This window comes from Candidatus Methanarcanum hacksteinii (genome assembly GCF_964305265.1).
Lineage (GTDB): Archaea > Thermoplasmatota > Thermoplasmata > Methanomassiliicoccales > Methanomethylophilaceae > Methanarcanum > Methanarcanum hacksteinii.
The window spans coordinates 340,289-361,985 of the sequence record NZ_CAYATA010000002.1 but is presented as its reverse complement, the minus strand read 5'-3'; the positions used below and the strand labels follow the sequence as shown (position 1 = coordinate 361,985).

Here is a 21,697-nt window from a genome sequence, read left to right as displayed (position 1 = left end):
ATTTCGATTATATCATAGAAGAAATCACACCTCTAAGACCAATGTTTATTACCCTGCCACAGATTACGGATGAGTGATGATGAAGGTTGAGATTACATGTCCGATTTACCCCAGCGAGGATCCAGAGAAGGTCAGAATGGCCATCGAGAGGATATTCCCCGGTGCCGAGATAGTCGAGGATGAGAAAGGACTCAAGGGAAATACGGATAATCTCGATCATTTCAGCAAACAGATCCGCAAACAGAAGATATTGGACACCACCCGTAGCGTATTGCTAAGAGGAAAAAGAGGGAATGTCACCAGATTCTTCCTCAATAAACAGGTAGCGTTCGTAGGGAAGATATCGTTCTGTGAGGAGAAGACCATCCTTGGGACCATGAGGGTCGTCGTAGAGGATGATGAATTGGATGCAGTCATCGAGAATGTCGCACCTGAGACGGTGGACGGAGAGGAGGTTTTGATTTGATAGGCATATCTTGTACGGAATTCAGCGCATACGATTTCAAGGAGGTTCTTCCAGAGGTTGCAAAGGAATTCAAGCATTGGGAGATATTCGCGGAGGCGGAACATCACCTCAGAGGTATCGAAGGCCTGTTCAAGACGATAAAGGATGCGTATGAGCTATCATATTCCATACACGCGCCTATCAGTGACATCAATCTCGCATCTTTGAATGAGAGAATCAGGGAGGATTCCGTGATCGAGATGCTTGCGACATTAGAATCCGCAGCCAACCTTGACATCGGCCTTGTGACCGTACACCCTGGATTGACATGCATGGCCGTTCCGTACATGGAGGAAAAAGCTGTGATGAAAGCGAAGAAATCCCTCGGTGCATTGGACAGACTCTCGGATGAGTATGGCGTGGCCGTGGCGATAGAGAACATGCCATCATTCCCATTCATGCTCGGTCAGACCGCAGAGGACATGAAGGATCTCCTTGACGGTACGAATCTGAGGATGTGCTTCGACATAGGACATGCTAACACCATGGGACAGATCGATGAGTTCATCTCACAGTTCAGGGACAGATTCGTCAACATACACATACACGATAACAATGGTAAGATGGATGAACACCTCACGCTTGGTGAGGGTAACATAGATTTCAAGAAGGTACTGAAGGACCTCGGAAATTACAAAGGGAATCTCATCATCGAATCCAGATCATACCAATCAGGTGTGGAATCGAGGAACATCCTCTCAGAACTGCTTGGGTGAGAAGAACTCATCCTTGACCCAAAGGAATGCCCTTTTAGTGTATGATATGGCAAGGGGTATTCCGAGGATGCACGATCCTAACACCACTGCGAGAGCCGTCATCATCGAGATGGGTTCACCGCCCAACCACTCTGATGCACTCATGTAGTCCGTAAGGAAGTGCATGCATATCGTCGCATATACTCCATATTTACAGAAGATGTATCCGCTTATCAATCCGAAGAGGAATGTCGGGAATATCTTCCACCATCCCCATCCAAGATGCCCGAATGCGAATAGGGCCGATGAGAACAGGATGAAGATCAATGCGACCTTGTTGACACCGAATCCTCCGAAGAGACATCTATACCACTTCGTACCCTCTTTTCTGGATATCAAAGCAATGATCGCCATCGGTACACCTATGTACAATATCCTGCAGACGAACTCCTCGTAGATCGAGGCATTGAGCAATGTGAACATCATCTCCCATACCTCTTCATCCTCGAACGGGTTGGTCGTTTTCACACCGAAGAGCGGTAATACCAATATGTATGTGAATTCCACGAACATCAATGCCGCGAACAGTGCGAATGTCTCGTACATCGGGGTCTTCTTCAGACCTTCGATACCTTCCTCCTTCAGAGGCCCATACGATTTCTTGATGAGATAGCATACAGAAGCTAGAACCCCCGCTAGGATCAACAGATAATATACCTGTACGGCGGATCCGCTGAACTCGAACAATGATACGATCCTTGGGATGACGATGAAAATGCTGTGCGTATATGACGGAAGGTGATCCCAGACGATCGGTACTCCCCATATGGCCGTCATCGATTCGATTATGATGTAACATACTAGGATTGATGTTATGATCGCACCGCAGACGTCTGTGATCTTTGAAAATGTGCTCTTCTTCGGCAGAGGATTGATCTCCCTCCCGCATTCGGAACAGAACCTGTCTCCCATCTCGCGATGTGTTTCGCATGATGTGCATTCGAATCTTATCAGATCCTCTCCACATTGAGGGCAGAATGCATAGCTTTTGGCTTTGTTCTCAGAGCACCTATCGCATGTCATATCATTCGCCGACCGATCCCATCACACCGCTCACACGTTCATACTCTATGAGCAATAGCACATTCTTCCTGTAATTGGCGATATCCTTGATCTGCCCTGCCATGTATTCCTCTCTGTACTTGCTCATCTTCGCATAACCGCTCAGATGATTCACAAGAGCATCCCATTCAGTGACGAAACTCTCTGGTGACGAGGTGTCGAATTTATTCTTGAGGGCTTTCTTGATCAGACGTTTCTCTCTAAGGAATTCCACTGTGGATACGGTCTCGCAGTATAGCTGCGTGTACTCCTCATCGGTCATATCCAATGGTATCACGGGTATGTCCCTATCTTTACAGATATCGATCAATGTCGTGAATGCAGGATCGGGCATGTCGATGTTTCCGAATTGTGTCAATAATCCGCTGTATACCGTATCAAGATCGCTGGATTCGAATTCACCCTCTATCTCATCCCTCTTGGATATCGCTGTTATGTCCTCTGCACCCAATGCTACCGCTGTAGCGTCATATGTCTTTGAATCCAAAGCCTGTATGACCTTATCCTTCTCGGATACCAAACCTTTGATGATCGGTATGAGATCGAATTCGCAATCCCCGATCTTGAATGATTTCACTGTTTTCCTCCTCTGGAGAGGATGACATCCGTCAATTCGTTCTTGTCATCCATCTTCTTCAATTCTTCCTTGGAGACGATAGCAGTCGATTCTACATTATCTCTACCGTGCTTCTTCTCGACGATTATGACAGAATGTCTTCCGGATATCCTTGAGATGTCCGATGCGATCATCGCTTTCTGTATGAGCCTCTCGTCCTGATTATCCATTCCTGTCAGGATCACCACATCCTTGTTGCGTGACAACGCATCGAAAGGACTCCTTGTGACCGGTGTGACCGCGAACCCTATATCGATGAGATGATCCAATATCATCGAACCGCTCTTGACGTTCCCTTTCAATTCATATGTCCTTGGGGATACGTCTGGTTTGTATTCGAATGGATCGACAGTCTCTATGATCGGCCTGTCGAGATATTCCTCAAGTCTGAGTGCGGCATCTATCATGGCACCCATACCTGATTCATACATCTGTATGGTGCGTCTCGATACACCTGCCACATCGGCCAATGTACCTAAACTGATACCTTCCTTCTCCCTCACGGTCCTGAGGAGTTCGTTGTTGAGTCTTACGTACAATCCGCCAGGTGCGGCGAAGATGAAAGGCGGAGCATTCTCAAGTACATGATCCGCTAAGGTATCATTCGAAATTATCTGTATATTGAATCTGGAATAGACTATTCCGGGTTCCAGAGGTCCTGAACTGGATCTCTCTCCAATGACCAGGGGGGATGCGTGCAGAACATCGGCAAGGACCTTGATCTCCTCGGCATTCTCCCTTGAGAATGCGTCGATGTTACTGAGCACTTTGATTATGAGCAGAGTGTCATCCCTTCTTCCGACGACATCAAAGCATACGCTACGCAATGACATCAACGGAGAGATATCGAATCCTCCCTTAGCCAGTATGGCTCTTGTTGTGTTTATGAGGTCATCCCTACTCATTATTCATAGAATGATTGCTCTTCTATAAGGAAGTTATCATCTATCATACTAATGATGTAATGCATAATTTGATGGATGAAAATAGGATAAATCGACTGAATTACGTTAGAATTCTGTTCATTTCTGGTTTGTTAGAACCTGACCTCGCCACTTCATCCGTGAATCGATGTTGCTGGCCCATTCGACAGTTGATCTTTTTTTACAGCATACGCTGAAACATCGACAAAATACGGATACGCCCGGACTGCAGAAAGCGGATGATCTCAGCCGAAAACGGGTGCTTTGCACCCGATTTCGGCACGGATATTGGCGAAGACCTCCCTCGATATGCCGTCCCAATTGCTGAAATACGCTTCTTTTCTCTTACCTTTGCTCACGATCCTCGTAAGTGTCAAATGACCTAACGACCAGACCATGGATTCCGTTAACGGTCTGACATCCTTGACGATCGTCCTGCCGTCCGTGGTGATCAGATAATCGCATCCTGCCGATATCGCCCATGCGATGTGGGTCGCATCGGCAGATTTGATGCCGGTGGCCATTATCTCCTGATATAATCTCCAATACAGTATCCTCGGGAAAGGCAGAACTGAGATGTGTGGACACTGATGAGAAATGGATCGGTGTTACTTACAAAGAAGATCTACCTGCTGTGATGGCTTCAATCAAAACAATGATCCAAAGCCACGAATACCCCGATAATATTTGGCAAAAAGTTTGACAATAAAACAGCCATTAACATCAAATATTATATCCGTAAAAAAAATACGGAATTATATATAGTACTTCGTAGTATACTTACGTAGTGAGATAATGCTGAGAAAATTCAGTGTTCAGAACTACAAGAACTTCCAAAACAAGATAACTCTTGATTTCACGAAAACACGGGATTACCGCTACAACGAATCATGCGTAAAGGACGGATTGCTTAACAAAGTGCTAATAATGGGTCGTAACGCATCCGGAAAGACCAATCTTGGTTATGCGCTGTTTGACATTGTCTACACCCTGACAGAGAAACTAAGGCAGGAACATCAGACGGATAAAATCAGTTTTATCAACGGCCTGTCCAACTCCCCTGAGGCATCATTCTGTTACGAATTCCAAAACGGAGAGGACATAATCGAATACGAATATCATAAAACAGAACCATTCATCATAACATATGAATCGCTCAAGATGAATGATAAGACCGTATTCAGATTCGATTATCACACCGGCTCAAGGGATGTAGATGGACTTGCAGACTTTAACGCAGGAAATCTGGATTTTGGATCGGTTGACGGCTCCCTATCGATACTGAAATACATAGCGAGAAGCACCCCACAATCCAAGAGATCTCCCATGCATTTCATCATGGATTTCGTCAGCCGTATGCTGTATTTCAGGTGCACGTATGATGGAAACAAATTCATCGGATTCTTTGAGAGCTCAGAATTCATGAACGAGTTCATCATGAACAACAATCTAGTCCATAATTTCGAAGAATTCCTTCGCAACACTGGGGGCATAGATGTCAAGCTGGATGTGGAATCTAACAGTTTTCAAAGAGTACTGGTCCAAAGGCTCAAGTACAAGACGATACCTTTCGAATTCAACAAATCAAGCGGAACGCATTCATTAGAACTGTATTACTACTGGAGCAAGAAGTTCGATAACGTCTCATTCCTGTTCATCGACGAATTCGATGCGTACTACCATTACGAGTTGGCCGAGAAGATTATCCGCCATACCATAGATTCGGTGAATATACAGACGGTATTCACATCCCATAACACAGGACTGGTAGACAACAGCATCATGAGGCCAGACTGCTACCTCCTATTAACAAATGGAAAGCTGAAATCCTTGGTGGACTTGACCTCGAGAGAGCTGCGTGAGGCTCATAATCTGGAGAAGATGCTTCATAACGGAGAATTCAATGAATAAGCGCATACTGCTCATCGTCGAAGGACCCAATGACGAGAAGTCCCTCGTAGAGAAGCTATGGGATAGGTTCGATAGAGGTGCAGACTATTCCATCTACACGTATGAGACCAACATCTATGTGCTGATGAATCAACTGTTCAAAGACGGCGAGATCGATGAGAATCTGGACCTGCTGAGGTTGCTGAAATCACAGGATGTTCCAGAAGACAAACGTATCGGGAAGGATGAGGTCTTCACGGACATCTATCTCATCTTCGATTTCGATCCCCAGGATCCTGATGCGGACTTCAGCATGCTGAGGAAGATGCTCAAATTCTTTGACGATTCATCTGAAAAAGGGAAGCTGTTCATCAATTATCCGATGATGCAGTCCTTCAGGCACATAAAAGGTCAGGAAGATCCGGATTTCAAGGAACGTTCAGTCCCTGTAGACATCGGAAGGGGATACAAATCTTTGGTTGACAAAGAAGCTTGGAAGGTATTGAAACAGAACGCCGGATTAGATCGCGGAAGGTTGAAGTGGATAATAAGTTTAAATCTGCAGAAGATGAACTATATAGTCAATGGCGTCTATGAGATGCCAACATATGATGGATATAAGAGAATGACAGGAGAAATTGTTTTAGATAAACAATTAGAAGCGGCTGAGAATAGTAGTTCTGTATATGTCCTAAACACATCAGTATTCCTGATAGTAGACTACCATCCGTCGTGGTTCTTCGATGGCGTGAAACCCGGTGAATGATAAGGTGTGGTGTCACACTCGTGCTTTCTACGTGAAATAATTTCTATAACGGGGTTTAATTCTATGATGAGCTTCATCAACTCCTTGTAAAAACCTTTATCATTCCTCTTTATAGAAGCATACCCGTACTCGAAATTCTTCTTATTAAACGTGGTAGATTTAATCTCATAGTCGTGCTTTCGACACCCTCTGCGTAATTTTTTGAGCCTGACCTCGCCACTTCATCCGTGAATCGATGTTGCTGGCCCATTCGACAGTTGGTCTTTTTTACAGCATACGCTGAAACATAAACTAAATATGGACTAAACCCTGAATTCGCATCACATGCCCTATGTGGCGAACTCAGGTTAGAAAAATATAGTAATTTTTTACTATTATTATTCTTAATTAAACACTATGATTGCATTTATAACAATATGACAAAGATGGACTACATTCCACGTATAGCCGATGAAGTGTTAGAAAGGATGCTACATACGACAGGTGCAGTCCATATAACAGGGCCAAAAGGATGCGGAAAGAGTACCACAGGTGCCCGTAAATGCAATACAGAATACCGCCTACAGGATCCAGAGAACACATCCCTAAGAATGCTTGCTGCGACCAAACCCTCTGAATTGTTCAAGAATAAAACACCCATCCTACTTGACGAGTGGGGGGAAGTACCATCCCTGTGGGATGCTGTAAGGAATGAGGTCGATCTTAGCAATCAGATGGGCGAGTTCATGCTCACTGGTTCCTCAGTTCCGAAGGAAGATGGATACAGTCATTCCGGCGTGGATAGGATAGCGCCGATGAGGATGCGTACGATGTCACTGTTCGAATCCGGTGATTCGAATGGATGTGTTTCCCTGAAGTCACTATTTGATGGCGATTTTGATATCTCTGGTGCTTCACCGCATACACTCGATGATATCGCATTCCTAACAATCAGGGGAGGTTGGCCGAGAAGTGTCCGCATCGACAAGGAATATGCACAGGACGTAGTGATGAACTACTATAACGCAACGATTGGGATAGATGTCTTCAGAGTCGATGGCAAGAAGAAGAACCTAGAAGCGATAGATAGGTTGATGCGCTCGTATGCTAGGAACACCTCCACGATGGCATCTATGAAATCAATTATCGACGACGTCATATCTAGTGATAGACTGGTCACACAATCCACTGTCGAACAATACATCGATTCATTGATCAGACTTTTCATAATCGAAGATGTTCCTGCTTGGTCCCCCAATGTCAAATCTAAAACCGCTATAAGGACGACACCGAAGAGACATCTTGCTGATCTATCACTTGCGGCCGCATCCTTGAATATGGATGGTAAGAGATTGATCCCAGATATGAGAACATTCGGTTTCTTCTTCGAATCACTCTGTGTAAGGGATCTCAGAGTATATTCAGAATTGTTGAGAGGAAAGGTGAAACACTACCACGATAGCAAGGATCTTGAAGTCGACATCATCGTCGAACTGCGCGATGGAAGATGGGGTGAGATAGAGGTCAAGATGGGGGCTGGTGACGTTCCTGAAGCCGAAAGCAATCTGATCAAACTAAGAGATCAGATAGTGAACGATGGTGGTGAGAGCCCATCATTCATGATGGTGCTGATATCGACGGGATATGTATCCGTGACCGAAAAAGGTGTGCTCGTGGTGCCGATAGGGTGCCTAGGGCCCTGATATGATGTATCTGAAGAGGATTTCAATCCCGTTCCAGAAAGAATTCGGGTGCACGTACGACCTCGATACCATCAGGAACCTCTGGTATATCCAAATCCATCGTTATCAGAACACGTTTCCCCTCTACCTTGGTAAGTGAACGGACCTCCCTATCCAACGCCATGGGGTCGTTGATGCTCCATGCGACCTGATAGAACTCGGGTGCCCCATCCAACCATGCGGTGAAATCTATCTCTCTGTCCTTGAAGGAACCTACAGACACCCTGTATCCTCTGCGCATAAGCTCTATGAACACCGCATTCTCCAACAGTGATCCTTCATCATACTCCGAACCCAAAAGTATAGCGTCCTTGAATCCTGTATCCGCCAAATAGTACTTGGCTTTGGATTTAAGATGTCTCTCGCCGATGACATCGTATTTGTCCGCTTTGTAGAAGATGAAACAACCGCAAAGCTTCCCCAGGTATTTCTCCACGGTCCGTTGGTCCTTCATGTATGAACGGTTAGCTATGCTACCATAAGTGGTCAGATTGCCTATGTTGGAGATCATGAATGATGTCATACTGTTCAATAGGGCCTGATCCATATCCATCCCTGGGCGAATATCATTATTGATGACGGAATCATACACCCCTCTGAGTATCGCCCTATTCTTTCTTTGACTATCCTTCAGATCGATTATGGGCATCCCACCATATCTCAGATATTGCACGAACCTCTGAGTGTATCCGTTATCGTTATCGATCGGATAACGGGAGAGGAATTCTTTGAATGAAAATGGATAGACATCTATCTCCACGTATCTCCCTGTAAGATGTGTGCCAAGGGATTCCGATACCGTCTCCGAATTTGAACCTGTGATGTAGATGCTGGCATCATACTTCAGACGGATGCTATCCAATGCCCTCTCCCATCCTTTGATGAGCTGGACCTCATCTATGAGTATCACGGGCCTATCCGATCTGATGTTCGAGGAGATGTGATCATAAAGCATCCTCTCAGAATCGATGACATATCTCATCTTCTCCAGATCGATGAGCATGATGTCCCTCTCTGAGATGCCTCTGTTGATGAGATATTGACGGAACTGTTCCATGATGACGGACTTACCACATCTGCGTATTCCAGTGAGTACCTTGATCATGGTCCGATCATCGAACCATTCCATCATCCGTTCCATATAGAACGGCCGTTCCACATACTTCTCCGCCATGATTGATAATTGACTTTATTGTATTTGAATGTATTATTTTTCTGGATATAAATACAGTTTAAACTGTATTATAATCCATTTTTTACGAAGAGAGATCAATGAGTGAAGATGTATCGACCATAGCCCATTCCTGTTCGACTGACCGTTCATTGATTGACTGAACCACCATTATAGTATAAAATCAAATATATGATAATTAACAATATCATTCTCATGTCCCTTCTCAAATCGCCTAGAAGGATCATCTCTGGTGCTCTGAAATCAGATGACTTCGATGGAAATAGCGAGAAATGGCATAGGGGATGGATCGATCTATTTCTACACACTGTATCACGATGATTTCAAATTTGGAGCTGCTACAGATACATACAAACTGTCATGGACCGTGACTGATGGAGAATAGATCCTCACACTCCTCAAGACCGACGGGCAAAAATATGGTACGGCAACGATATCCTCGATAACAATGGGTGGAACGACTTTGGATCCTGCACCCTGTGATTATAATGAGACCACATCGTACATCACATTGAAGTGTACCGTGTCGGGCGATGTCGTTGTGACCATCAGTTGAAACGTTTTTAACATGGTGTGTCCGCCACTAACTTAAGTTGGTGACGGGCACACATACCTTTATCACAATTTGAAATCCTATTCACATGACCAGAGCATATTAGATATATCTATAGTAATAAGAAAGCGAACGGTAGGATCAGAGCAAATCAATTATGACATGAAGACATGTAGGTGGATACCATGAGCAAGACAGAGGTGTTGACAGCAGCGGCTAGAAGGAACATGTTCCTGTCGCCAGAGGCTTTGGATATGATCATGTCCAATACCGATCCGGTAGGCTTCACCAACACGGTATTGTCCGCCCTTTCTAACAATCCTATATTCGTCACGAAGGAGGATGTCATATCATTCCTTCAAGGCGACAAGAAGATCTCCGAATCTCCGAAGACGTTCGACCCCCATAACAAGAAGAACCTCGACCTGAAGATAGTCGATGGTACGGACATAACCGGTAATTCCTTGTGCGTTGGGAATGTGGACGATTTCACAAGATATTTCCAAAGCAGATATCAGATCCTGAAGAAGATCATCGAAAGAAGAAGTGATTTTGGACCTTCAAAGAAGATCAAGGACGCCTATTCGATCTATGACAGGGAGATCAGGATCGTAGGTATCGTCAGCGAGAGAAGGATCACCGCGAATGGTCATATGATGCTCAGCATCGAGGATGATGGCGGTGACAGAGAGAGCAATTGCATGGTCTTCGTATCGAAGGATAGTCCTCATTTCAATGATATCATCACCAACGACATGGTCCTTGGTTTCAAAGGCAAATTCACCAAACCGAGGGATGGCAATTCCAAGAAAGGATTGTTCATACCCGATGATATAATCAAACCTGGGGTACCTCAATCACACCAGTGGAAGGATTCGGATTCACAGTCCGTCGTAGCATTCCTGTCCGATGTCCATATCGGTAGTAAGACGTTCCTAGAGAACAATTGGCAGAGGATGATCAGATACCTCAAAGAGAACAGCGAGAAGATGCAGATCAATTACATCATATTCCCTGGGGATGTCGTTGACGGTATCGGGATATTCCCTGGTCAGGAAGAGGAATTGGATGTTCTGGACATATACGATCAATACACGAAACTGGCTGAATATCTCAAGGACATCCCGGATCACATCCAGATGGTCATCCATCCCGGAAATCACGATGCGTGCAGACCTGCTGAACCGCAGCCTGCTCTCAATAAGGTGTTCATTGAATCGTTCGATTCCAATGTCCTGATGTCCGGGAATCCTGTATACATCAAAGTGGAGGACAGGACCATCCTCACATATCACGGAAGGAGTATAGACGATTGGGTCTCTGGTGTTCAACAGCTGACATACAATGATCCGTTGAGGGTCATGAAAGAGATGACCGATGCACGTCATCTCGCTCCGATTTACGGTCAGAAGACGGCCCTTGCACCTGAGAGGAGGGATTATCTCGCTATGGATATCCTCCCCGATATTTTCGTATCAGGTCATGTGCATGGATACGGATACATGGAGTACAAGGGAATCAGGATGATCAACGCATCCACTTGGCAGGATCAGACCGATTATCAAAAACAGCACAACTTCAATCCGATCCCTGGGATCATGCCGTTGGTACATCTCGGTACCGGCAGTGTGACGATGAAGAATTTCATGAAGAACTGATCCAACGACGGGAATATTGACTGGATTCTGTCAAAATTCTAAGAAATGTAAATGATAAACGGTTTATGATGGCGGTAGAACCGCCATCATGGTTTACATGAACCTTTGGTCCACCAGTGCCCAGATGATGAGTATGAAGCCTAGCATGAGCATCGAGTAGGATACTATCCAGATTATCTTGAACGCTCTGGCCAATTTGACCGGGTCGTTCTTGATATCGAAATAGATGTCCTCTATCGATCTCATTCAGCAGCCTCGCCTTTTCCTTTAAGGAACTTGAGACGGATGGTGTTCTCCCTATCCATTTCTTCGAGACGGAATTTGACGAACTTCATCGCTTCTTCCAACTCGGGGATGAGTTTGAACTCCATTGCGTTAACCCTTCTCTTGGTCTTCTCGATCTCATCAAGAAGCCTCTTCATCGTGGTCTCGATCTCAGCAGCACGGATGATGGTATCCAACAACTTCTCGAAAGCCACAGAGGCCTCCTCGATGTAAGGTGAGGTCGATATGACACCGTATCCTTTGTTAAGGATGTCCACGTGTATCACATCAGCCTCGACCTTGGGAACCATCATTCCCATGATACTCTTACTTCCGACCTTGACTTTGGGTTCCGTCTTAAGGGCATATGCCGCGCTCTTGACCGCAATCTCACCTTCAACTGCTCTGGCAATGGCGATCTTAAGCATCGCGGCCTGGTAGTCGGATGCTACAGATCCCCTCATCTCCTTCGCTTTCTCCATTATGTCGAAGAACTCGATGATGAGACCGTCTCTCTTCATCTTCATGATCTTGTAACCATTCTTGGTCGTCTTGATCTTGTTCTTCAGCTCAATGAGTACTGAGCGTGTTGGGGTGATATCATGGCTAGGCATGGAACTCACTCTTTCTTAGGGAGGTACTTCTCGATGTACTTCCTGCTGATCCTTGTGATCTGGTCTGCATCAAGTGTTGCGATGAGATCCCATGCGATCGAGAGTGAATCCTCGATCGAACGATCCTCATCGTGTCCCTGACGGACGAACTTGTCCTCGAACAGATCTGCAAAGTGCAACAGTTTCCTGTCCTTCTCTGACAGTGATTCCTCACCGACGATCGCAACGAGTCCACGGAGATCCTTACCCTCTGCATATGCTGCATAGAGCTGATCCGACACTCCCTTGTGATCCTCACGTGTCTTTCCTTCTCCGGTTCCTCCACCCATCAGCCTTGACAGTGATGAGGAAACGTTGACCGGCGGATAGATACCTGCACGGTGGAGCTCTCTTGACATAACGATCTGACCCTCAGTGATGTATCCTGAGAGATCCGGGATCGGGTGAGTGATATCGTCTCCAGGCATTGAAAGGATAGGAATCTGTGTGACCGATCCCTTCTTGCCCTTGATCCTTCCTGCACGCTCGTAGAGCTGTGCAAGGTTAGTGTACATGTAACCGGGGTAACCACGCCTTCCGGGCACCTCTTCACGAGCTGCACCGATCTGACGGAGAGCCTCACAGTAGTTCGTAACATCTGTCATGATGACAAGAACCTGCATTCCAAGATCGAATGCCATGTACTCGGCTGTTGTAAGACCGAGCCTAGGTGTGATGATACGCTCTGCTGCAGGGTCATCTGCGAGGTTGAGGAAGACCACAGCGTTCTTCAATGCACCAGTTCTCTCGAACTCTTTCATGAAGGTCTGCTTCTCTTCGTTGGTGATACCCATAGCGATGAACACGACAGCGAACTCCTCGTTCTCTCCCCTGACCTTTGCCTGCCTTGCGATCTGGAGAGCCAAATCGTTGTGGGGCAATCCTGATCCGGAGAAGATAGGAAGCTTCTGTCCCCTAACGAGAGTGTTCATACAGTCGATTGTAGAGATACCCGTCTGGATGAAATCCGATGGGTTGTCCCTTGCCCAGGGGTTGATAGCTGCACCGACGATATCGAGTTTCTTCTCAGGTGTGATCGCAGGTCCTCCATCGAGGGGTTCTCCTGCACCTGTGAGGATCCTTCCAAGCATATCCTTGGAGACAGGCATCTTCATCGTCTCACCGAGGAAACGGACTGATGCATCTCTGTCGATACCGGTGGTTCCCTCGTAGATCTGGACGACGACGATGTCGTCAGATGTATCAAGGACCTCTCCTCTCTTCATTGAACCGTCAGAAAGCCTAACGCTGACCAACTCACCGTATGCGATGGGCTCTGTCTTCTTGACGAAGACGAGAGGACCTGCAATCTGTGAGATCGTCTTGTACTCTTTTGATACTTCAGCCATGTTTATGCCCCCAGCTGTTTGAACTGCTCATCGAAGTCTGCATCGATTGCTGTAAGTTCGTCATCGATAGTCTCTTCGTACTTGGACCTGATGAATCTCTGCCTTGCAGGGATTCCAACAATCTTGTCGACTGTTGCTCCAGCGAGGAGTGCCTTCTGTGCCAAATCTGAGAACTTCTTGATGAGTTTGAGCATCATGAACTGCCTTGACATGGGACAGTATGTGTCGACGGGATCGTACGCGTTCTGTTGCAAGAAGATCTCACGGATCATCTTGGAGACCTCGAGTGTGATCTTCTGGTCATCAGGCAATGCATCTGAACCGACCAACTGAACGATCTCCTGAAGTTCCGACTCCTTCTGCAGTGTCTGCATAGCCCACTCCCTGAGTGCAGGGAATGAAGGATCGACATTCTTCACGTACCAATCCTTAAGCTGGTTGTCATACAGTGTGTATGATGTAAGCCAGTTGATTGTCGGGAAGTGACGCCTCTCCCTCAACTTGGTATCGAGTGCCCAGAAGACACGGACGATACGGAGTGTGTTCTGTGAGACAGGTTCCGAGATATCTCCACCAGGTGGTGAGACGGCTCCGATAACGGAGATCGAACCATCCTTTCCGCAGAGTGATGTTGCGTAACATGCACGCTCGTAGAACTCTGAGAGCCTTCCTGCAAGGTAAGCGGGGTATCCCTCTTCTCCAGGCATCTCTTCGAGCCTTGAGGAGATCTCACGCATAGCCTCTGCCCACCTTGATGTGGAGTCAGCCATGAGTGCGACGTTGTAACCCATATCCCTGTAGTACTCAGCGATGGTCATTCCGGTGTAAACCGATGCTTCTCTTGCTGCGACAGGCATGTTGGATGTGTTAGCGATGAGGACTGTCCTGTTCATGAGCGGGTTTCCTGTCTTAGGATCGACCAACTCAGGGAACTCTGTAAGAACCTCTGTCATCTCGTTTCCACGCTCACCGCATCCGATGTAGACAACGATCTCTGCATCGGACCATTTTGCAAGCTGCTGCTGTGTAACTGTCTTTCCAGTTCCGAATCCTCCGGGGATAGCTGCTGCTCCTCCTTTTGCGAGGGGGAACATCGAATCCAAGACCCTCATACCAGTTACGAGGGGGATGTTCGGCTGGTGCTTCTCTCTGACAGGCCTAGGTACACGGACAGGCCATTTCTGCATCATGATGACATCCTTTCCGCCGATGGTCGCCACGGTCTCTTCGACTGTGAAGTTACCAGCTTTGATGTCATCGACCTTACCCTGTACATCGACAGGGCAAAGGATCCTGTGCTCCATGGTTCCTTCCATAACTGTTCCTATTATCTGTCCGGGTTCAACTACATCGCCAACACTGACGACGGGTTTGAACTCCCATTTCTTCTCTCTGTCCAATCCAGGTGCGGAGACACCACGAAGGATGAAATCTCCCATTTTCTCCTGAAGAACTGCCAACGGCCTCTGAATTCCGTCATAAACGGAGTGCAAAAGTCCGGGGCCGAGTTCCGCAACGAGCGGACGGCCGGTGTTCGTAACCGGTTCTCCCGGTTTCACGCCGGACGTATCCTCATAAACCTGGATGATAGAGTAGTCACCAACGATCTTGATGACTTCGCCCATCAGCATCTCGTTTCCAACGTGTACGACATCGTACATACGGGGAGAGATACCGACAGCGGTAACTACAGGTCCTGCGACTCTGTAAATCTTTCCTTCATTACTCATTTACTCATCCTCTTTGTATAAATCAACGCCAATCGCTCTTTTGATCTTCTCACGAAGATCGCCCATTCCAGCACCGCCTACGGTAACAATGACAGGACTGATCGAATCAGTCACCTTTGCCCTCATCTGCGGCGTGAGGTTCTTAAGATCCTCTCCATCGACCGCAAGGATTCCGACCTCGGGATCCTGCATCGCTTCGATGATCCTCTCCTGATAATCCTCTGGATGGGCGACGAATACGCGCCTGAGTCCAGCAAGCCTGAATCCCAGGACGAATTCCTCATTTCCAATTACTGCTATATCCATCAGATCACCAGCAGACCTTTGATGGTCTCAGCATCCAAACCGCTCTCGATTCCCCTTGCGACTATCCTGATGTTGTTGACCTCATTCTCCTTGTGGATCATGAAATCGATCACCGGGATGACCGACAGAGGGTACAGGTGCGAGAAGTTCTTCGATGCATCCATCTTACATTTCTTCAATCCGGCCACAATCTCTCTGAGCGTATTGGTGTCTTTGTCCAGCGCTTCTTTGATTTCATCGAAGAAACTCAATTGCGCCATGTCATTGACCGCTGCAGATATTGTCTCTGCGTTGGCAAGCTGTGTGGCCAGCTTCCTGTCTATCTCTTTGCCTCCGGAGATGTAATAGTCCATTACCTGTTCTCCGGTGACTCCTTCGAGTTTCAGTTTGAGGATGGTCTCGAGATTCTTCATGTCGACCTCCATCCTTATGTAGTCCTGATACAGACGGTAAGGTTTGTCCTTAGGGTCTATGCTCGCAAGGAGTGCTTCGTAGTGGTTTTTGTCGAGGAAATCCTCAATTATCGAGAGATTCTTCTTTTCCTTCACTTCATCGATGACGGACTGGGGTATTGGCCTGCCCGTCTTCCTTCCGTAAAGTGCAATAATCTCTTCTTGAGATTCGAGCGAAATGAGCTTTTCCAAATCTTCTTCATTCAGCTTTCCGGCAAGTACAAGGTCCTCTCTGATGCTGTCCGCATCCACTCCGAAGGATTTTCCGCGGAGTATGACCTTGAGATTCCAGATATCCCATCTCTCCAGGTCGATCGCGAGTATGTCGTGAAGTTCACCTGTTGCTGAGTGGAGGATGTCTTCGAATATCCTTGCCATGTTCTGATATGTTGCGTGCTCAACGAGATTTATACCGTCGAACTTCGCCGTGAGATCAGTGATCTCCTTCTGATATCCCGATTCGCTGATGAAACGCGAGATCTCAGGAAGGCTCATCAAGAGCATCTTCTGGTATGCATCGTCGCTCATGAGCTGTGCTTTCTTAGCCTTCACACGTGCAACGACGTACGCATAGTTGCCTTTCTTTCCTTTATTGCGCCCGAACATACTCTTCACCCGAAGAGAATATCGGAAATGCTCTTGATCTCACGATCCCAGATCGTCTGAAGGATTGTCCTGTACTGCATGTCGACCTCTAAGGTTCCATCCTCGGATTCGAAGATGATTCCGCCGGTCATCCTGCTGTCAACTGCCACGGAAGAAACACCAAGGTCGCTTGCTGTGAACTTATCACATTCCGCAAGGTAAGCCTTGGGGTTTGTGATGAGCTTCGATGCGGATGCGACCATCATCTTGTACTGAGCCAACTTCTTGTCTGCTGGCGCATTCTCAAGTGATGACAAAGCCTCATCGAATGCTTTGGCGAGGACCTCTTTCTTCTTGGCGAGAACGATCTTCTTACCCTCCAGATCTGCACTGGAGAGTTCCTGACGTTCCAGACGCGCGATGTCGTCTTTGAGCCTCTTTTCCTCTTTTTCATTCATGACGGAGATCTGCGCGTCCGCATCCGCTATGATCTTTGCGATCTCTGCGTCAGCCTCTGCCTTTATCTTGGCTGCGGCTGCTTCGGCGGACCTGCCGATTTCCATCTTCACTTCATTCAATGCCATGAAACGGCCCCTGATTCCTGATTTACATCATGATTGCAAGGATAGCTATAACAAGACCGAAGATGACGATTGTCTCAGGGAGAACCATGAGAACCATTGCTTTACCGAAGAGAGCCTCGTTCTCTGTGATTGCACCGACAGCTGCTGCTCCGACGTCCTTCTCGGCCATACCTGCACCGAGACCCGCGAGTCCAACTGCGATTCCTGCTCCAATTACTGCCAATCCTGCTCCAACTTCTGTTGCCATTTTTATGCCTCTGTTTCTGTATTTTTGGTGTGTTTACGCTTCTCTGCGAGCGGTGTGTACTCGACTCCGCCACCGATAAAGAATTTGTTCATCATTTCAACATACTGCAACCTCAATCCGTGCAGACCTGCAGAGATGATGGCTAATACCCAAATCATGAGGTGACCGATCACAAAGACGATGATTCCGAAGACTCCACCGCCCAACATGATGAAGGCGATATAGTTGAATGCCAACGCCATACCTGCTTTCGACATACCGATAGCGGCAAGACGAGTGTACGAAAGGATGTTTCCAACGATTCCGGGAAGTTCTAGGATCGCCTGCATCTTCTCCTTGGGGAAACATGATGCTACTCCGATCACAAGGATCAGGGCTCCGACTCCAAGGATAGGCAGTGTGGATGAAGGCCATGTTGAAGGCTTCATCATCTCGATTCCATCTCCGCCGAACATGACAGTCGTCAATGCGTAACAGAAGACTGTCATACCGATGAAGGTGAATATCCAACCACCCTTCTCGAGATATCCCTCTTTGAATCCGTGCATCCTTGATGCGTTAAGGAATCCGATAAGATATGCGATGAAGAGGTGCACTATTCCCATGTATACGCTGAGTTTGAGTAAGAACGTTGCTTTGCCGAGTTTACTGATTCCGTGTCCCTCGAAGAAGATATCTGTGAACCACTCTGGCATGAGAACGATGTTACCGCTGTATTTCATAAACAGCTGTTCCCAGGAGACCTCATGTGTGAGCTCCATCAATGCCATGTATTCCGCTGTACCCCAGTTGTGCACATCCGCCATCATAGTACCGGCAAAACCCAATTCAGTGATCTGTTCAGCAGTTGGATGCGGTGTGACAAAGTGCATTCCCAGCATCTCTCCGAAGAAGAAGAATCCGAAGATTGCTGCCCAGATACCTCCATAGAACAGGACAGTTCCGATTGCTTGGAACTCCCTTGTCTTGGAGTGCCTCAATCCCAATGCTCCCAGACAGATGAAGGGTATGGCGTAACCAAGGTCCCCCACCATGAATCCGAAGAAGAATGGGAAGAAGATAGCGATGATCGTTGACGGGTCGATCTCTTGGTACTTAGGTACTGAGATCAACTTCGTCGGGAACTCGAAACGTTTTCCGACGGCTCCGTTCTTCATCTTGGTAGGTGCCTTCTGGAAGCGAGGTTCATTCTCCTCTTCCTCGTGAAGTGACCTTCCTCTGGATCTCTCTTCAACTTCGATATAAACGTTGTTGTCCATTGCATCGTTGATCTTTGCAATGACGTCATCCACATCTTTTGCGGGTACCCATCCGTCGATAACGAACGAATAATCGCTCGTTGCGATCCTCATGGGCAATTCTCCCTTCCTGACCGTCAAGGTCAGTTGTTCATCGGATGCGACGATGAACGATTTGTTCTTCTCTGAGAGTTCTGCCAACCTTGCTTCCACGTTGACCAATTCAGCCTCTGCAGCTGTGATCGCTGCTTGTGTGGTAGCTAGTGCGTCGACGGGTGAACCGGATATATCCGGAACCTGAATCTCAGAGTATCCGTACTCGGATAGGACCGATGTGGCCTTATCCTTCTCGGATTTCTTGATGAATACAGCGACGATACCTCCTTCCTTGCTGTATGAGACGAAACTCTCAGCATCTGGAAGTGCATCCAATGCCTTACTCGGATCGGCTTTGATCGAACCGACCAACACTGCGATGGATTCGTATCCGTTGTACAATTCTAAGTTAATTGGAAGCTTTGAAAGCTTTTGGAGACTGAGTTCCTGAGCCTTCAAATCTGCGACATTCTGAACGATCCTGTTCTTCTCGTCAATGGCCGCCATGACCTCTGACATAACAGATTCGACACCGTTCGATGAGATCTCTGCCTCGATATCCTTCACGGAGATGGGTTCCATCTCGACACCTTTCAATTTGATGCCCAGATCCTTCTCCGTTGTCCTCAACGCCAACAACCTTTCGGATGCCTTCGACGAATACGGACGCGGTTTACCAATTGAGAATCCCTCATCCTGGCCGGTGGTATGATCGATCAGGTGGACTGCATCAATGCTGTACAATACGTCAATCATATCGTCCAGACGTGATTTATTGCCCACAATCACAATCCTACTCATCGACTCAGGAAGTAACATTCAATGTCCTCTCAAATTCTTCGTTCAAGAAGTTCTTGACTTTCTCTAACTTAGCATCGATGTTTTCATCAATGTCTGCTGCTGCTTTCTTACCGCCAGATAGGAGTTCATCACGCTTTCCAACGAGAGCGTCCTTCTCCTTCGCAATTGCGGATTCATAATTGCTGCGAGCTTGTGCTTCAGCATCTTGAATCTTCTGCACGGACTCTTTACGTGCTGCGGCTATTGCAGCTTTCTTGTCTGCCTCGGCCTGTTCGACCTTGGCATTGGCTGCTACCTCCGCATTCTTAATTTCCTCAAGTATGTCAGTACGGCCCATATACCTCCCCGACCTTAATTGTGGTGGGGTATGTGAAGACATTACTTAAAGGATATGGCCCCTTTATAGGGTAAAAATTAGACATCAGCTTTGTCTAGCTTGTACTCCCTCACTTTGATATTGGTCTCAGCGAAGAGCTTCTTCGATAGGTCATCGACATATCCATCGGCGTAGACAACTTCGGTTATGCCGGCATTGATCAATATCTTGGCGCACATGGAACAAGGGAACGTTGTTGTGTAGATCGTTGCGTTAGCAACGGACGTGCCGAAATACGCAGCTTGTGTTATGGCGTTCTGTTCAGCATGGACGCCTCTGCATAATTCATGCCTAGTGCCAGATGGTATATTCATCTGTTGTCTTATACATCCAAGTTCCTCACAGTGTTTGGTCCCCCTGGGAGAACCGTTGTATCCTGTGGATATGACATGCTTATCCCGGACTATGACAGCTCCCACCCTTCTTCTAAGACAAGTGGATCTCTTGGAGACAAGGAAAGCCATCTCCATAAAATATTCATCATTATCCGGTCTATTCATGGAACGAAGAATGCACAATTATGCTATATATCTTTAGTACCATGCACCGACAATGGACGAGGATATCACAGACATCATGAAAATCGTGGTGGCATTATTCATCACATTCATGTTGGTCTTCGGTGCATTGTTCTTGTATTCAGGGATGAACAAACCCTTAACAGTGGTTGAATCCGGAAGTATGCAACATTCTGATAATGAATCGAAGATCGGTGTCATCGATACAGGTGATATCGTCGTAATGGTCAAACCCGATAAGAAAAAGATAACATCATACGTCGAAGGATATCATAATGGATATAGTAAATTCGGAGACTATGGTGACGTCATCATCTATTATCGCGATCAAGGCAATCCTGTGATACATCGTGCGATCCTATGGTTGGATTGGGATCCCATTTCTGAAAGATGGTCCGCACCTTCATTGAAATATTTTGACAATGGAAGATGGAAAGATGATAATGGCATTAATAAGGATTATAACGATCTGAAAGGGACGTTGATCATCGAAGGTCTAGGTTGGAAAGGATATACAGCGTCGATCAATCTCGATGGTTTGGAGAAACATAGCGGATATCTTACAAGCGGAGATAATAATTATTACTTTGATCAAGACAAAGGGATCTCGACTTCTGGATTGATCGATCAATCACATATCAAAGCGATCGCAGGAATAGAAATCCCTTGGTTCGGTTGTATCAAATTATATCTCAATGATAAGAATACCAGCAAGATACCTGATAACAGTCTGCCTTGTCTCATCGTTGCGATAATCGATGTGATATTTTTCTTCTTGATGACGATGACCATAACCAATTGTTATTACATATGGAAGAAAGAAAAGAATAAGGGATGAGTCCCCCACCCCTATATTT

The 21,697-nt window shown here is 46.6% G+C and carries 24 protein-coding genes; 8 read left to right on the top strand and 16 right to left on the bottom strand.

What is annotated here, in order from left to right; genetic code table 11:
* Positions 1-79: 79 nt before the first annotated feature.
* Together ACI2NF_RS02740 and ACI2NF_RS02735 are read left to right on the top strand one after the other, a co-directional pair.
* Positions 80-466, top strand: a complete 387-nt coding sequence (locus ACI2NF_RS02740; protein WP_400150456.1) for an RNA-binding domain-containing protein — start codon at positions 80-82, stop codon at positions 464-466.
* Positions 463-1,221 (top strand): sugar phosphate isomerase/epimerase family protein, encoded by a 759-nt coding sequence (locus tag ACI2NF_RS02735; RefSeq protein WP_400152528.1) that lies wholly within the window; start codon positions 463-465, stop codon positions 1,219-1,221. Before ACI2NF_RS02740 ends, ACI2NF_RS02735 begins: the two co-directional genes overlap by 4 nt.
* Here the strand turns inward: ACI2NF_RS02735 and ACI2NF_RS02730 are convergent.
* The 4 genes from ACI2NF_RS02730 to ACI2NF_RS02715 all read right to left on the bottom strand — a co-directional run bounded on the left by ACI2NF_RS02730 (position 1,204) and on the right by ACI2NF_RS02715 (position 4,385).
* Positions 1,204-2,283: a CPBP family intramembrane glutamic endopeptidase gene (locus ACI2NF_RS02730; RefSeq protein ID WP_400152527.1), complete on the bottom strand. Its 1,080-nt coding sequence runs from the start codon at positions 2,281-2,283 to the stop codon at positions 1,204-1,206. The two genes, ACI2NF_RS02735 and ACI2NF_RS02730, sit on opposite strands and share 18 nt — an antisense overlap.
* 1 nt (position 2,284) lies before the next feature.
* A complete protein-coding gene (locus ACI2NF_RS02725) occupies positions 2,285-2,899 on the bottom strand; it encodes a hypothetical protein (RefSeq protein WP_400152526.1) in 615 nt (204 codons plus the stop codon).
* The gene (locus ACI2NF_RS02720) at positions 2,896-3,843 is read right to left on the bottom strand and encodes a transcriptional regulator (RefSeq protein WP_177971800.1); all 948 of its coding nucleotides are present in this window, start codon (positions 3,841-3,843) and stop codon (positions 2,896-2,898) included. The genes ACI2NF_RS02725 and ACI2NF_RS02720 overlap by 4 nt, the downstream gene beginning before the upstream one ends.
* 263 nt (positions 3,844-4,106) lie before the next feature.
* Positions 4,107-4,385: a hypothetical protein gene (locus tag ACI2NF_RS02715; RefSeq protein WP_400210842.1), complete on the bottom strand. Its 279-nt coding sequence runs from the start codon at positions 4,383-4,385 to the stop codon at positions 4,107-4,109.
* Between the two features lie 271 nt (positions 4,386-4,656).
* On the opposite strand from ACI2NF_RS02715, the gene ACI2NF_RS02710 reads away from it, so the two are divergent.
* The 3 genes from ACI2NF_RS02710 to ACI2NF_RS02700 all read left to right on the top strand — a co-directional run bounded on the left by ACI2NF_RS02710 (position 4,657) and on the right by ACI2NF_RS02700 (position 8,199).
* Entirely contained in the window at positions 4,657-5,772 is a 1,116-nt protein-coding gene (locus ACI2NF_RS02710; protein WP_400210841.1) for an ATP/GTP-binding protein, read from the top strand.
* Positions 5,765-6,517, top strand: a complete 753-nt coding sequence (locus tag ACI2NF_RS02705) for a hypothetical protein (RefSeq protein WP_400210840.1) — start codon at positions 5,765-5,767, stop codon at positions 6,515-6,517. Before ACI2NF_RS02710 ends, ACI2NF_RS02705 begins: the two co-directional genes overlap by 8 nt.
* A gap of 425 nt (positions 6,518-6,942) precedes the next feature.
* Complete coding sequence (locus ACI2NF_RS02700; protein ID WP_400211036.1) at positions 6,943-8,199, top strand: ATP-binding protein; 1,257 nt, start codon at positions 6,943-6,945, stop codon at positions 8,197-8,199.
* A 22-nt stretch (positions 8,200-8,221) separates the two neighbouring features.
* Here the strand turns inward: ACI2NF_RS02700 and ACI2NF_RS02695 are convergent, their stop codons facing one another.
* Positions 8,222-9,412, bottom strand: a complete 1,191-nt coding sequence (locus ACI2NF_RS02695) for an ATP-binding protein (RefSeq protein ID WP_400152524.1) — start codon at positions 9,410-9,412, stop codon at positions 8,222-8,224.
* Between the two features lie 274 nt (positions 9,413-9,686).
* Here ACI2NF_RS02695 and ACI2NF_RS02690 point away from each other — a divergent pair, with 274 nt between their 5' ends.
* Both ACI2NF_RS02690 and ACI2NF_RS02685 read left to right on the top strand, forming a co-directional pair.
* The gene (locus ACI2NF_RS02690; RefSeq protein ID WP_400152859.1) at positions 9,687-9,815 is read left to right on the top strand and encodes a hypothetical protein; all 129 of its coding nucleotides are present in this window, start codon (positions 9,687-9,689) and stop codon (positions 9,813-9,815) included.
* A gap of 353 nt (positions 9,816-10,168) precedes the next feature.
* Positions 10,169-11,641, top strand: a complete 1,473-nt coding sequence (locus ACI2NF_RS02685; RefSeq protein WP_400147131.1) for a DNA-directed DNA polymerase II small subunit — start codon at positions 10,169-10,171, stop codon at positions 11,639-11,641.
* A 93-nt stretch (positions 11,642-11,734) separates the two neighbouring features.
* Here the strand turns inward: ACI2NF_RS02685 and ACI2NF_RS02680 are convergent, their stop codons facing one another.
* The 11 genes from ACI2NF_RS02680 to ACI2NF_RS02630 all read right to left on the bottom strand — a co-directional run bounded on the left by ACI2NF_RS02680 (position 11,735) and on the right by ACI2NF_RS02630 (position 20,822).
* Positions 11,735-11,887: a hypothetical protein gene (locus ACI2NF_RS02680; protein ID WP_177971983.1), complete on the bottom strand. Its 153-nt coding sequence runs from the start codon at positions 11,885-11,887 to the stop codon at positions 11,735-11,737.
* Complete coding sequence (locus ACI2NF_RS02675) at positions 11,884-12,519, bottom strand: V-type ATP synthase subunit D (protein ID WP_177971984.1); 636 nt, start codon at positions 12,517-12,519, stop codon at positions 11,884-11,886. The genes ACI2NF_RS02680 and ACI2NF_RS02675 overlap by 4 nt, the downstream gene beginning before the upstream one ends.
* A gap of 5 nt (positions 12,520-12,524) precedes the next feature.
* Positions 12,525-13,907 (bottom strand): V-type ATP synthase subunit B, encoded by a 1,383-nt coding sequence (locus ACI2NF_RS02670; RefSeq protein WP_177971985.1) that lies wholly within the window; start codon positions 13,905-13,907, stop codon positions 12,525-12,527.
* 2 nt (positions 13,908-13,909) lie between these two features.
* The gene (locus ACI2NF_RS02665; RefSeq protein ID WP_400147135.1) at positions 13,910-15,637 is read right to left on the bottom strand and encodes a V-type ATP synthase subunit A; all 1,728 of its coding nucleotides are present in this window, start codon (positions 15,635-15,637) and stop codon (positions 13,910-13,912) included.
* Complete coding sequence (locus ACI2NF_RS02660) at positions 15,638-15,943, bottom strand: V-type ATP synthase subunit F (RefSeq protein ID WP_177971987.1); 306 nt, start codon at positions 15,941-15,943, stop codon at positions 15,638-15,640.
* Positions 15,943-17,001: an ATP synthase A1 subunit C gene (ahaC, locus tag ACI2NF_RS02655; RefSeq protein WP_400147138.1), complete on the bottom strand. Its 1,059-nt coding sequence runs from the start codon at positions 16,999-17,001 to the stop codon at positions 15,943-15,945. Before ahaC ends, ACI2NF_RS02660 begins: the two co-directional genes overlap by 1 nt.
* A gap of 5 nt (positions 17,002-17,006) precedes the next feature.
* Positions 17,007-17,564, bottom strand: a complete 558-nt coding sequence (locus ACI2NF_RS02650; protein ID WP_177971989.1) for a V-type ATP synthase subunit E family protein — start codon at positions 17,562-17,564, stop codon at positions 17,007-17,009.
* Positions 17,565-17,586: 22 nt separating this feature from the next.
* Positions 17,587-17,811: an ATPase gene (locus ACI2NF_RS02645; RefSeq protein ID WP_177971990.1), complete on the bottom strand. Its 225-nt coding sequence runs from the start codon at positions 17,809-17,811 to the stop codon at positions 17,587-17,589.
* 2 nt (positions 17,812-17,813) lie between these two features.
* A complete protein-coding gene (locus tag ACI2NF_RS02640; RefSeq protein ID WP_400211035.1) occupies positions 17,814-19,964 on the bottom strand; it encodes a V-type ATP synthase subunit I in 2,151 nt (716 codons plus the stop codon).
* Positions 19,951-20,283, bottom strand: a complete 333-nt coding sequence (locus ACI2NF_RS02635; RefSeq protein WP_177971992.1) for a hypothetical protein — start codon at positions 20,281-20,283, stop codon at positions 19,951-19,953. The genes ACI2NF_RS02640 and ACI2NF_RS02635 overlap by 14 nt, the downstream gene beginning before the upstream one ends.
* 77 nt (positions 20,284-20,360) lie before the next feature.
* On the bottom strand, positions 20,361-20,822 hold the full coding sequence (locus ACI2NF_RS02630; protein ID WP_177971993.1) for a deoxycytidylate deaminase: 462 nt from the start codon (positions 20,820-20,822) through the stop codon (positions 20,361-20,363).
* Between the two features lie 52 nt (positions 20,823-20,874).
* On the opposite strand from ACI2NF_RS02630, the gene ACI2NF_RS02625 reads away from it, so the two are divergent.
* Positions 20,875-21,678 carry a S26 family signal peptidase gene (locus ACI2NF_RS02625; RefSeq protein WP_400211034.1) on the top strand — a complete coding sequence of 268 codons (804 nt, stop codon included), beginning with the start codon at positions 20,875-20,877 and terminating at the stop codon, positions 21,676-21,678.
* Positions 21,679-21,697 lie beyond the last annotated feature (19 nt).